We start from the raw sequence: 10,878 nt of genomic DNA, 5'->3' as shown, positions 1-10,878 counted from the left end.
GTGCCGCGTCGAACGGTCCCGTTCCGTCGTTCGTCGACCGACGAAGGACGGTTCGGGACCACTCGATCGTGGTTCAGGGGGTGGGTGCGACCAGGGTGAGCCAGCCCTCGTCGACGACGTAGCCGAGGGTGGCGTTCGCGGCGACGATGGCGGGGTTGTCGGCCGAACCTCCGGTGCGGAAGCGGAGCACGCCGGCGTCGAGGAGGGCCAGCACCGACGCGGCCTTGACCGCCGCGGCGAGGCCTCGACCGCGGTGATCGGGGTGCACGACGGTGACGTCCGTCTCGGCGGTGGGACCGTCGAGGTCGACGGCGGTCAGGCCGACGAGGCGACCCGTCGACGTGAGGGCACCCCAGGCCCGGCGGGTCGGTCCGGGTGTCGCCGACGACCGGTCGAAGGGCTCGTGCCGTGTGGCCACGCTGCCCGGGTAGCCGTCGAGGGTCTGCGCGTCGAGAGCGAGGACGTCGTCGACGTCGTGCGGACCGAGCTCGCGGGTCGTGACGTCGGCGACCCTGCCGGACGCGAGGGCGCGGAGGCGGTCACGGTCGACGCGGTCGCCGTCGAGCCGGGCACCGAACGACCGGGCCGCGACGGTCCACCCGGCGCGGAGGAGCGCGGCGGCCTCGGGCGAATCGTCACGGAGGACGGCCGGTGTCTTCACGGTCCGATGGTACGACGCCCCCGCTCGGTAGGGTGGTCGGGTCGCGGTGGGCGGCGCGGACGAGGGGGATCTCATGAGCGACCAGAACGACGGAGCGGACCAGCGGGGCGGACAGCCGCAGCAGCCGCAGCAGCCGCCCTACGGGCAGCCCTCCTACGGGCAGCCGACGTCCCCGCCCTACGGGCAGCAGTCGCCTCCGCCCTACGGGCAGCAGCCGCCCTACGGGCAGCCGACGCCTCCGCCGTACGGGCAGCAGCCCTACGGCCACCCGCAGCAGCAGCCCGGGTATGGACAGCCCTCGTATGCACAGCCCTCGTACGGACAGCCGCCGCAGGGGTCGCCCTCCGCCCCGGGTGGTGCGGTCCCCCTCTGGGCGCCGCTGTACGGGGCGGGCCCGGTCGTCGCGGTGAAGCGGTTCTTCCTCAAGTACGCCGACTTCACGGGGCGCGCGAGCCGCAGCGAGTACTGGTGGGTGGTCCTCGCGAACACGGTCCTCTACTTCGTCCTCGGCATCGTCGGGTTCCTCGCGGGCCTCCCGGGGAGCACGACCGACTACGACGGCACCCTCGAACCCGGACCCGGTTTCATCCCCTTCGGCTTCGTCTTCGCGATCCTCTTCTTCGGGACGATCGTGCCGTTCCTCTCCCTCGGAGCGCGGCGACTCCACGACATCGACCTCAGCGGGTGGTTGCTGCTCATCAACCTCGTCCCGTACCTCGGCGGATTCGTCATCTTCATCCTGTCGCTGCTCGGCCCGAAGCCCGGCGGCGCCCGGTTCGACCGGCCCCGGGCCTGACGGCACCCCAGCCCGGGCGCGGTGACGGCGGCGGACGCGTCACGGTAGTTTCTCGACCATGAGCGCTCCCGACGCCCGCGTGCCCGACGACCGACGTGCCCTCGTCCAGCCGGAGCTGCGCCCCGGCGAGCACCTGCTCTGGTCGGGCGGCCCGGACGAGAGCGTGACCTTCGGTCGCAACGACCTGTTCCTCGTGCCGTTCAGCCTGCTGTGGTGCGGGTTCGCGATCTTCTGGGAGGTCTCCGCGCTGCGCGACGGGGCGTCGTGGTTCTTCGTCGCCTTCGGTGGGGTCTTCGTCGCGATCGGCCTCTTCTTCGTGGTCGGCAGGTTCCTGCTCAAGCGGGCCCGGAAGGCGAAGACGGGTTACGCGGTCACCGACCAGAGGTCGTTCCTGGTCGTCGGGTCGACCGTCCACCAGGCGCCGGCGAAGCAGCAGAACCAGGAGGTCTCGTGGTCCCGGGCCCGCACCCACGTCAGCGTCGACTGGACGGACTCGATCACGGGGAACACCGCGTTCGGCGCACGGCAGCGTGGCCTGACCAACACGGGCCTCGACGGCGTCATGGCCCCGCTGCCGATGACCTTCGTGGACGTGCGCGACGGCGAGGCGCTGCTGCGCGCGCTCGACGAGGCCGGGCGTCCGGAGGCGCGGTGAGGGCCGTCCGCGGATTCCTCCGTCGACGAGAGGCGGACGTCGACGAACCCCGCCGCAGTCAGGCCTGGCGGGACCTCGTCGACCGGGTGCTCGTCGGGCTCAACGCACTCGATCTCTACGGACTGGAGCCCGGCACGGAGGACGGCGCCCCGTGGGGCGAGCACGAACCCGAGGCCGTCCCGATGACGACGGCGACGACGACGACGGCATCGGGCCGCGTCTCCGGCGGTACCGTGAACCCGTGTCCTCCCACCTCCGCCTGATCGAGCCGCGAGACGCCCCCGAGTTGGCCCGGGCGTTGACGCGCAACCGTGAGTTCCTGGCGCCCTGGGACCCCGTGCGCGGTGACGCCTACTTCACGCCCGAGGGGCAGCTGTCGGTGATCTCGTCGCTGCTGGCGCAACGATCCCGGGGTGAGGCGCAGCCGTTCGTCATCGTCGACGAGGGTGCCGTGCTGGGCCGACTGACCCTCAGCGGGATCGCCCGCGGCCCTTTCCGGTCCTGTGACCTGGGCTACTGGCTGTCGGAGGACCGCAACGGGCGCGGCATCATGACCTCGGCCGTCGGCGAGGCCGTCGACTGGGCGTTCGGCGACGCCGGCCTCCACCGTGTCCAGGCGGGGACGCTCCGTCACAACGTCGCCTCACAGCGGGTCCTGCAGAAGGCCGGTTTCGAGCAGTACGGCATCGCGCCGTCCTACCTCGAGATCGCGGGCCGCTGGCAGGACCACGTCCTCTTCCAGCGGGTCGACGACTCGACGTGAAGCCGAGCACGTCAGCGCGATGCCGCGAGCATCGCGGTGATCGCACGCCACGCGCGTGTCCCCAGCTCCCGGTCCGCGACCTCCGTGCCCCCACGTCGCATGGCCATGCCGCCCTGCACCAACGACTCCCCGGGCAGGATCGCTCGGTGCCCGGCGAGGGCACCAGCCACCACGACGGTGTCGGCGCCGTGGTCTGCGCGGCGACACCGGATGTTCTCCGCGTACAGCGAGCTCGACCACACCTGGTCGTCGCCCCCTGCGACGACGACGACCTCGGCAATGCGCTCCACCTCGATCGCCGCCGCCGCCACCCGGTCTGCGAACGCCTTTCGGGACCGCTCGTACACGGGGGAGAACCGAGGAGGTTCCTCCGTCCCCCGATACTCCTGGTCGATCGGTACGAACGGTATGGGCGCCCCACCCCATGTCCAGTGCGAGTGTTCGGCACCGGCCGGGTCGTACCCCGCCCACACGACGTCCGACGGGGCGAACGCGAACACACCGGACACCCCGGGCGCGCGGGCGGCCGTCGCGAGGGCGGCCTCCGCCCCGAACGACGTCCCGACGATCCAGACCCGGTCGCATTCCCTGGCGAGGGCGTCCAAACGGTCCACGAAGGTCTCCAGCGGGACGTCCCACGGCCCGGCGCTCTGACCCTCGCCTCCGAACCACCGGATCGACTCAGCCAATGCGCCGTGCGCCGCAAAGAGCCTGGCGCGCTCGCCGTCCACCCGTCCACTCGACCCCGCGAGCACGAGGACGCCGTCGCCCGACGGTTGGGCCGGTAACCAACGCACCCCTTCGGGCCGTGCGAGGTCGGCCCGACGCATGCCGGGCACGGCGGGCAGAGCAGACGAAGTCGTCACCGCCGGGCGAACCCGTCGAGTGCGGCACTGAGCACCTCGACCTGACGCGGGCCGCCGTGCCCCTCGTCCTCGACCACGGTGAGGGTGCTCGCCGGCCAGGCACGGTGCAGGAGCCACGGCGTGATCGCCGGCCCGCTGACGTCACGACGACCGTGCACCAACGCGGCGGGGACCTGGGCGATCCGTGGCAGCCGCGCCATGATCGACCGTTCGCCCGGGAGGAAGCCGTCGTTGCTCCAGTAGTGGGTGACGAGCGTGGCGAACGCCTCTCGCCGGCCGGGTCCCAGATGCCCCCGCCCGCGGGACCCGGGATCGTCGAGGCTGACATGGACGCTCTCCCACCGGTCCCAACTCGCCGCGGCCGCCGCACGATCGGCCGCGTCGTCGGAAGCCAGCCGTCTCGCGTAGGCGTCGACCGGTCTCTCGTCGTCGCGCCTCCTGCTCTCGCGCTCGAACACGGCCCAGTCCTCGGGGAAGAGCCGTCCGACCCCCTCGGTGATCCAGTCGACCTCGTCGCGACTCGTGGTCGTGACCGCCATGAGCGCCAGGGCTCGGACGCGGTCCGGGTGCTCCTCGGCGTAGGCCAGCGCGAGCGTCGTGCCCCACGACACCCCGCCGACGACCCAGCTGTCGATGCCGAGACCTTCACGGACCTCCTCGAGGTCGGCGACGAGTCGCGGCGTCGTGTGCCGTGCGAGGTGGGCCAGGTCGTCGACGACGTTCGGGGTGCTGCGCCCAGAACCGCGCTGGTCGATGCCGACGAGCCGATAGGCCCGGGGATCGAACGACCGTCGGTAGCCGCCCTGACCGAGCGACCCGCCGGGCCCGCCGTGCAACCAGAGGGCGGGGACGCCGTCGGGACGCCCCGACTCCTCGACGTAGAGCGAGGCGCCGTCGGTCGTCTCGAGGAAGGCCGTCCGGTAGGGGTCGTGGGGCGGGTGGCTCATGCGGCCACCGTAGTCACCAGCTCACCGCGAGCGCGACGGCCCCCCGCGTGGCCCAGGCCGTCGCCCCGTCGGCAACTCCGGGTCGCTGTCGCAGCCGCTCCCCTCCCGCGCGGAAGCCGGCACCCCGCCGCAGCACGAGCCCGGAATTGCCGGAGCCAGAGCCCGAGCCGGAGGCCCCGGGGGCGTTGTCGAGGGATGGGAGGCACCCGCGGCAGACCGGTAGCCCAGTCAGAGCACCGTGTAGCCGGCGGCGAGCGCCGAGCGACCCGTCAGGGCCGTCAGGAGGCGCGGCGCGTCAGCCCACGGAGCATCGGCCACGAGGGCCCCGAGCACCACCAGCGCCTGACGACCCGCGACCTCGGGCGCCTGCCCGTCGAGCCCGGCGGCCGCCCTGAGGTCGCCCGTGTGCACCACGAGCTCGACGACGCGCGTCGGGAGGTACGCCTCGAGCCGCCATTCGCCGACCGGCGTCTCCACCCGCGCGTCCGCGGTCCGTGCGGCCACCACGCCGGTCACCCGTCGCACGACGGCGTCGACGCTCTCGGGCAGGTGGGCGCCGAGGTCCCGTCCTGCCTGCCGCCCCCGCTCAGCGACCTCGTCCGGGACGGCACGGCCGCACCGGACCGCCCGGTAGTAGTCGACGGTCCGGTGGCCGGAATCCGACGACCCGGGCCGCAGGTACTGCTCGACCGTGAGCAGGGCCCGCGACGTGTGGCCGACGAGGTCGCGGTGGTTCCACTCGCCGAGGGCCGGGGCGTCCCAGAGGCCCGGCGGCCGGTCCAGCTCGTGCACCGTCTCGGCGAACCATCGCGCCGCCGCCCCGAACGCGTCGCGGACCGTCGCGAAGCTCTCGCCCATGGGGTGAGCCTGGATCCGGCCGTGACCTGCGTCGCGGCGTGTCCACCCGGCCGTCACCATGCCCTAGCCTCGCCATCGTGGGGAAACGTCAGATCTACGTCGAGACCGTGATCGACGCCGACCTCGACCGGGTCTGGGCCGCCACCCAGGACCCCGCCCAGCACGTCCGCTGGGACGTCCGCTTCTCGAGCATCACCCCCGGGCCGCCGGACGCCGACGGGTCGACCCCGTTCCGCTACGTCCGCCGCACGCCCGTCCACACCGTCCGGGGCACGGGCGTCAGCATCGGCGAGCGCCACGGCCGGGACGGTTCGCGCACGTCCGCCCTGCGCTTCGCGACCGACGACGTCCTCTCGCCGATCCGGGCCGGTCGCGGGTACTGGCGCTACGTGCCCACCGCCGACGGACGGACGCGCTTCGTGACCGGCTACGACTACGACCCGGGTTGGGGCCCGCTCGACCTGGTCGTGCGTCCGCTGCTCGGTTGGGCGACGGCGTACAGCTTCGACCGCCTGCGCCTGTGGCTCGAGTCCGGCCGCGAACCCGAGCGGTGGCCGCTCGCCTGCGCTCTCGCGTTCTGGCGTCCGGACCGCCCCCGCGCCTCCCGCACCCTGCGTGCGCCCGCCGGCGGCACGCGCGCGGGCGACCACCTGAAGGAGGCGCCGGTCACCCTGGCCGCGCTGCACGACCCCGCGAGGCGGTCACCCCGATGACGTCGATCTTCGAGCAGGCCCTCGGCGAGGACTTCACGCGTCTGCACCCGATGATGCAGCGACGTTTCGGCGTGGGTCTCGACTCGGGCGAGGCCTGCGTGGGCCGGGGGGTCATGTCGTCGATCCGGCGGGGCCCGTGGTGGACGGTCCCGTTCTTGCAGATCGGGCGGTTGCGCAACATCCTGGTGCCCGACGTCGGCCATGACGTGCCCTTCGTCATCGAGAACTACCCGTACCGCGACGCACTCGCACGCGAGACGGTCACCTTCGTCCGCTCGTACTCGGTGCCGCGCCGCCGCGCGGGAAGACGGCCGGTCCGATTCGACGCGACGATGGTGCTCGACCGTGGGCGGGTACTCGACTACCTCGGCACGCACCAGCACCTCGCGGTCGACCTCGACCTGTCGGTCGACGACCGCGGCGGCCTCGTGCTGCGATCCGGGGCGCAGCGCTTCCACGAGGGCCCCGTCTCGTTCCGCTTCCCGATGCTGTTCAGCGGTCGGGCCGAGTTGCACGAGTGGTGGTCCGACGACGACGAGTCGTTCCACGTCGACCTCGAGGTGCACAACCACCGCCTGGGGTTCCTCTTCGGCTACCGCGGCGCCTTCACCTGCGAGTGGGTCGCCGCCTCCGATGCGCCCGCCCGGCTCAAGCCGCGACGCACCGAGGCGCGTCTCTAGGCCCGGAAGTGGAGCGTGCGTCCCATCCCCCCTGTCGGCAAGTCCTGGCTCCCGTCACGCCCGCACGCGTCCCACGCCGATCCACGCACCCCACCGCGGCACCGGCCAGGAATTGCCGACACCGCCACCGCCAGCACCACTGACCCAGGCACCGGCACCGGCACCGGCACCGGCCCCAGCGTCAGACCCCGTCGGCAAGTCCTGGCTCCCGTCACGGCCGCACCCGTCCCACGCCGATCCCGACACCCCGCCGCAGCACCAGCCAGGAATCGCCGACACCGCGACCGCCAGCACCACTGACCCAGGCACCGGCACCGGCATCAACCCCTGTCGACAAGTCCTGGCTCCCGTCACGCCCGCACCCGTCGCACGCCGATCCACGCCCCCCGCCGCGGCACCTGCCAGGAATTGCCGACACCGCGACACGGGCACCCGCCACGGCACCGGACCCAGCGTCAGACCCCGTCGGCAAGTCCTGGCTCTCGTCACGGCCGCACCCCTCCACGCCGATCGCGAAACCCCGCCGCAGCACCAGCCAGGAATCGCCGACACCGCGACGCCGCGACACCGGCACGGCGTCGGTCGCCGGCGTCGGCATCGGCGGCCACCGGGGAGGGGCGGGTCGAGTCCCGGCGGGGGCACGACCCGGCCGGTCACATCAGCAGGCGAGGCAGGGCCGTGTACGCGACGACGAACACGATCGACAGGGCCACAACCGACCCCGCCGTGGCGACGGGCACCCACGTCGGGACGGACGACCGTGTCCGCACCGTGCCCCAGGCGAGGAAGCCCGCGCCGACGACCAGTTGGAGCACCCAGTAGATCGCGCCCGGTCCCTGGTCGAGGACGATGAGCCCGTAGAACCCCTCCCCCACGAGCACCGTCGAGAGCGGCACGACCGCCAGGGTGCGCCGGGTCGGCGACGACGCGCGGAGGATCGCGGCGCTGACGCCGATCACCGGGCCCACGAGGAGCCCGAGGATCGTGAAGACGTTCTGGAACGGCTCGTCGTAAGGGAAGCCGCGCCATCCCGACACGACCCGGTAGCCCTCGACCAGCAGCACGAACGCCACGGCACCCAGGACGGCCGACAGGGCCGGACGGGCCCGCACGGTCAGGACCAGCGCGAAGACGAGGATCGACCAGCCGCCGGACGAGTTCGCGAAACCACCGAGCCATTCGGGCAGGACGCCCTGTGCCGGGCTCGTCAGTCCGCCGAGCACCAGGGCTCCGGCCGCCACCGCGGCGACCCGACCGATGCCGTGGACGATCGTCGCAGCCCGGGCCCCCTGCCGTCGGGCGGTCGGCGGGGCGGGGCGGTCGAGTCGGGTCCCGGTCATGGCAGCTCTCCTTCGAGGAGGTGCCAGCGTACGAACGCCCGGCCTCGGCACGCGTCCTCCGCGGGTCGCAGGCCGTGCGGCGCGAGGATGACCTCGCCCGTCGAGACGTCCGTGGACGTCGGGCCGTCGGACCGTCGGCCGCGGAAGGACGATCCCCATCCGCCCGGCCGCGATGCCGGCCGGACCCGCGTGCCGCCGAGCCCGCGTGCCGGCCGAGCCAGCGTGCCGTCAGAAGGTGGCCAGGGCGCTCACCCTCATCTGCTGCACCCGGGCGTTCGCACACGCCTCGAAGCTCGACCCCGAGGCGGGGACGAAGATCGACTCGAGCGAGCCCGGCGGGTAGACGCGGAACCCGTCCGTCGCCTGCGGGCGGCACTCGGACGCGTCGTAGTTCCCCGTCTGGGCGATCTGCACGATCGTCTGCACCTCGGCACCGGGGGCGAGCGCGTGGGCCTCGTGCGGCGTCGAGCGGTCGAGCGCGGCCGAGGCGCCGATCTGGGTGCCGTTCCCGTCCCCGACGAACGAGACGCCGGGCCAGCCCTGGAGGGTGCAGGAGCGCTGACCGCCGTTGGTCAGGATGATCGCGACGCCGTAGCTGCCGGCCGCACCCCCGCCTCCGTCGGCGATCTCGGCGGTGAGTTCGCCCACCGTGCACCTCGAGGCCGCGTCACCCGGGGCACCGTCGCCCAGGTCGCCGCCACCGCCGGACGCCCCGTCGGGACCCGGCGTCGCCGTGGGAGAGGAGGCGCTGGTCGGCGAGTCGGTCGCCGACGAGCCGGTCGTCGGTGAGGCCGTGACGGTCACGGTGGGGGCCGCCGTCGTCTCGGGGCCGCCCGGGGCCGAACAGCCCGAGAGCACGACGGCGAAGGACGCCACGACGACCGCGGCGGGGACGAGAGAACGGATCGGACGCTTCATGCCTCCACCGAAGCACGCTCGGCCGGTTTCTTGCACACTCTGCACTTTTACCCGCTCGTTCCCCGGTCTCCGTCGGGACGACGAAGGGCCCGACATCCGCGGATGCCGGGCCCTTCGTGGTGCCGACCGGGGTCGGCGGGACGATCAGTTCTTGCCGAGGTCGTCCTTGGCCTTCTCGGTCTCGAGACGCTCGTCGCCCATGTGCTGGTCCTTGTGACCCTGCTTCGTGAGCTCTTCGTCGTCCGTGCGCTTGCCGACGGCCTCTTCGGCCTTGCCGGCGGCCTTCTGGACGAAATCTTTTGCCTTGTCACCAACGGACATGACGTACCTCCTGGTTGTCGGTCGACCGGACTGACCCGGTACACCCGTGACGGTAGGCCGGGTGTCCGCGGGCCGCCGGGGTTCACAGGCTGTTCCAGGTTCGTACCCGGACCGGGACCCGACCGATCGGTCTCGACCCGGTCCACGCCGTCGCCTAGGATCGTCGCCGAGGGGGCACCATGGCACGACACACACCGGGGGCGGGCGACGACGAGGGAGTCACGCCCGGTCACGAACCCTTCGCGCCCCCCGCGTCCGACGACGACGCCGTCACGGTCGACGCGACGGACGCTGCCGGACCCCGACTCGTCGCCTGGTCGCACCCCGGCACCTCGGGTTCGGCCACCACGAGCGGCGCCGCGAGCGCGGCCTCGGCCGACCCGGTCGGCGCGACCGTCGACGACCAGGACGACGAACCCGCCCCCCGGTCCGGCCGCCGCCGCCTCGCCGTCATCGGCGGCGTCGTCGCCGCCGCGGCCCTCGTCGCCGTGGCCGTGAGCGCGGTCCTGTTCACGAACGGCTCCGCCCCGCTCGCGGCCGGGGCACCGACCGGGTCCGCGAGCCCGACCACGATCGCCCGCACCTCGACACCCACCCCGAGTGCCTCCCCGTCGCCGATGCCGACCGCCCCCGCCACGCCCTCGCCCCGGGCGGCCACCCCGCCGCCCGAGGACGCTGCAGTGCCGGCGCCGTTCATCACCCCGGTGCCCGCGGGCACGGTCGTCGCCGAGTCCGACGTGGCGTCCCCCAAGGGCAGCATCCACTTCCACTACCGGGTGGTCGCCACCGGCGACGGCACCTACACGACCGACGTGACCGACTTCACCTCGAGCCTGCCCGTGCCGGTGGGGGTGTCGTTCTACCAGGTCGCTCCGTCCGTCGGCGACGGCATCACCTTCGGAGGCGACGGGGGTTCCGAGATCGGGGGGCCCACCGCGACCCCGGCATCGGCGTCCTGGAGCTTCGGAGCGGTCACCCAGCCGTCGTACCTCTCGACCCTCGTCGTCCACTCGACCAGCACCTCCCCGGACGTCCCCGTCGAGATCTCGGCCGGGAAGGTGCTCGCCGTCGCCCCGGTCGCCTGGTCGGTGCCGCCGCGTGGGACGAACATCGCCCCGGTCGACTCGGGTGCGGTGGCCTTCGCCACGGGAGCGCTCGAGGCGACCACGGCGTCCGGTTCGCCCAAGCGGTACACCGTCGCGCCCGACGACCTCATCGACGCCGTCGCCCGGCGCTTCGGCATCTCGGTCTCGGCGCTCCTCTACATGAACCAGGGCCTCCAGGTCATCGACGACGCGCAGCACCTGTTCGCGGGCACGACGCTCGTCCTCGACCCCGACAGCGTCTGAGCCGGGACGTC

At 73.2% G+C, this 10,878-nt stretch carries 14 protein-coding genes; 7 read left to right on the top strand and 7 right to left on the bottom strand.

Going from position 1 to position 10,878, the window contains the following annotated elements; genetic code table 11:
* Positions 1–73: 73 nt before the first annotated feature.
* The gene (locus IFT79_RS12175; RefSeq protein ID WP_192124423.1) at positions 74–661 is read right to left on the bottom strand and encodes an acetyltransferase; all 588 of its coding nucleotides are present in this window, start codon (positions 659–661) and stop codon (positions 74–76) included.
* Positions 662–734: 73 nt separating this feature from the next.
* Between IFT79_RS12175 and IFT79_RS12170 the strand changes: the two genes are divergently transcribed.
* From IFT79_RS12170 to IFT79_RS12155, 4 genes are read left to right on the top strand one after another with little or no spacing between them, the layout of a single operon-like run.
* Positions 735–1,457 (top strand): DUF805 domain-containing protein, encoded by a 723-nt coding sequence (locus IFT79_RS12170; protein WP_192124421.1) that lies wholly within the window; start codon positions 735–737, stop codon positions 1,455–1,457.
* A 58-nt stretch (positions 1,458–1,515) separates the two neighbouring features.
* Positions 1,516–2,112 carry a hypothetical protein gene (locus IFT79_RS12165; RefSeq protein WP_192124419.1) on the top strand — a complete coding sequence of 199 codons (597 nt, stop codon included), beginning with the start codon at positions 1,516–1,518 and terminating at the stop codon, positions 2,110–2,112.
* Entirely contained in the window at positions 2,109–2,375 is a 267-nt protein-coding gene (locus IFT79_RS12160) for a hypothetical protein (protein ID WP_192124417.1), read from the top strand. Before IFT79_RS12165 ends, IFT79_RS12160 begins: the two co-directional genes overlap by 4 nt.
* Positions 2,354–2,875, top strand: coding sequence for a GNAT family N-acetyltransferase (locus IFT79_RS12155; protein ID WP_192124415.1), 522 nt, complete (start codon positions 2,354–2,356; stop codon positions 2,873–2,875). Before IFT79_RS12160 ends, IFT79_RS12155 begins: the two co-directional genes overlap by 22 nt.
* A gap of 11 nt (positions 2,876–2,886) precedes the next feature.
* Here the strand turns inward: IFT79_RS12155 and IFT79_RS12150 are convergent, their stop codons facing one another.
* From IFT79_RS12150 to IFT79_RS12140, 3 genes are all read right to left on the bottom strand, one after another.
* The gene (locus tag IFT79_RS12150) at positions 2,887–3,606 is read right to left on the bottom strand and encodes an acyl-CoA thioester hydrolase/BAAT C-terminal domain-containing protein (protein ID WP_056046797.1); all 720 of its coding nucleotides are present in this window, start codon (positions 3,604–3,606) and stop codon (positions 2,887–2,889) included.
* Between the two features lie 131 nt (positions 3,607–3,737).
* A complete protein-coding gene (locus IFT79_RS12145; protein WP_192124413.1) occupies positions 3,738–4,688 on the bottom strand; it encodes an alpha/beta fold hydrolase in 951 nt (316 codons plus the stop codon).
* Positions 4,689–4,916: 228 nt separating this feature from the next.
* The gene (locus IFT79_RS12140; RefSeq protein ID WP_192124412.1) at positions 4,917–5,546 is read right to left on the bottom strand and encodes a maleylpyruvate isomerase N-terminal domain-containing protein; all 630 of its coding nucleotides are present in this window, start codon (positions 5,544–5,546) and stop codon (positions 4,917–4,919) included.
* A gap of 77 nt (positions 5,547–5,623) precedes the next feature.
* Between IFT79_RS12140 and IFT79_RS12135 the strand changes: the two genes are divergently transcribed.
* Complete coding sequence (locus IFT79_RS12135; RefSeq protein ID WP_192124410.1) at positions 5,624–6,259, top strand: SRPBCC family protein; 636 nt, start codon at positions 5,624–5,626, stop codon at positions 6,257–6,259.
* Positions 6,256–6,939: a DUF4166 domain-containing protein gene (locus IFT79_RS12130; protein WP_192124408.1), complete on the top strand. Its 684-nt coding sequence runs from the start codon at positions 6,256–6,258 to the stop codon at positions 6,937–6,939. Before IFT79_RS12135 ends, IFT79_RS12130 begins: the two co-directional genes overlap by 4 nt.
* Positions 6,940–7,592: 653 nt before the next feature.
* On the opposite strand, the gene IFT79_RS12125 is transcribed toward IFT79_RS12130, so the two are convergent.
* From IFT79_RS12125 to IFT79_RS12115, 3 genes are all read right to left on the bottom strand, one after another.
* A complete protein-coding gene (locus IFT79_RS12125; RefSeq protein ID WP_192124405.1) occupies positions 7,593–8,279 on the bottom strand; it encodes a DUF6518 family protein in 687 nt (228 codons plus the stop codon).
* Positions 8,280–8,507: 228 nt separating this feature from the next.
* Entirely contained in the window at positions 8,508–9,197 is a 690-nt protein-coding gene (locus IFT79_RS12120) for a DUF4232 domain-containing protein (protein ID WP_192124403.1), read from the bottom strand.
* Between the two features lie 144 nt (positions 9,198–9,341).
* Positions 9,342–9,518 carry a CsbD family protein gene (locus tag IFT79_RS12115; RefSeq protein ID WP_192124401.1) on the bottom strand — a complete coding sequence of 59 codons (177 nt, stop codon included), beginning with the start codon at positions 9,516–9,518 and terminating at the stop codon, positions 9,342–9,344.
* A gap of 179 nt (positions 9,519–9,697) precedes the next feature.
* Here IFT79_RS12115 and IFT79_RS12110 point away from each other — a divergent pair, with 179 nt between their 5' ends.
* Positions 9,698–10,867, top strand: a complete 1,170-nt coding sequence (locus IFT79_RS12110; RefSeq protein ID WP_192124399.1) for a LysM peptidoglycan-binding domain-containing protein — start codon at positions 9,698–9,700, stop codon at positions 10,865–10,867.
* The last annotated feature ends 11 nt before the right edge of the window (positions 10,868–10,878 follow it).

Source organism: Frigoribacterium sp. CFBP 8759 (assembly GCF_014841655.1).
GTDB lineage: Bacteria > Actinomycetota > Actinomycetes > Actinomycetales > Microbacteriaceae > Frigoribacterium.
The sequence above is the reverse complement of the archived record's forward strand: the minus strand, read 5'-3'. Positions and strand labels throughout refer to the sequence as shown.

Coding starts and splice junctions, on each gene's coding strand:
- IFT79_RS12170 (WP_192124421.1), top strand. CDS start 735: ATGAGCGACCAGAACGACGGAGCGGACCAGCGGGGCGGACAGCCGCAG.
- IFT79_RS12165 (WP_192124419.1), top strand. CDS start 1,516: ATGAGCGCTCCCGACGCCCGCGTGCCCGACGACCGACGTGCCCTCGTC.
- IFT79_RS12145 (WP_192124413.1), bottom strand. CDS start 4,688: ATGAGCCACCCGCCCCACGACCCCTACCGGACGGCCTTCCTCGAGACG.
- IFT79_RS12140 (WP_192124412.1), bottom strand. CDS start 5,546: ATGGGCGAGAGCTTCGCGACGGTCCGCGACGCGTTCGGGGCGGCGGCG.
- IFT79_RS12130 (WP_192124408.1), top strand. CDS start 6,256: ATGACGTCGATCTTCGAGCAGGCCCTCGGCGAGGACTTCACGCGTCTG.
- IFT79_RS12125 (WP_192124405.1), bottom strand. CDS start 8,279: ATGACCGGGACCCGACTCGACCGCCCCGCCCCGCCGACCGCCCGACGG.
- IFT79_RS12120 (WP_192124403.1), bottom strand. CDS start 9,197: ATGAAGCGTCCGATCCGTTCTCTCGTCCCCGCCGCGGTCGTCGTGGCG.
- IFT79_RS12115 (WP_192124401.1), bottom strand. CDS start 9,518: ATGTCCGTTGGTGACAAGGCAAAAGATTTCGTCCAGAAGGCCGCCGGC.
- IFT79_RS12110 (WP_192124399.1), top strand. CDS start 9,698: ATGGCACGACACACACCGGGGGCGGGCGACGACGAGGGAGTCACGCCC.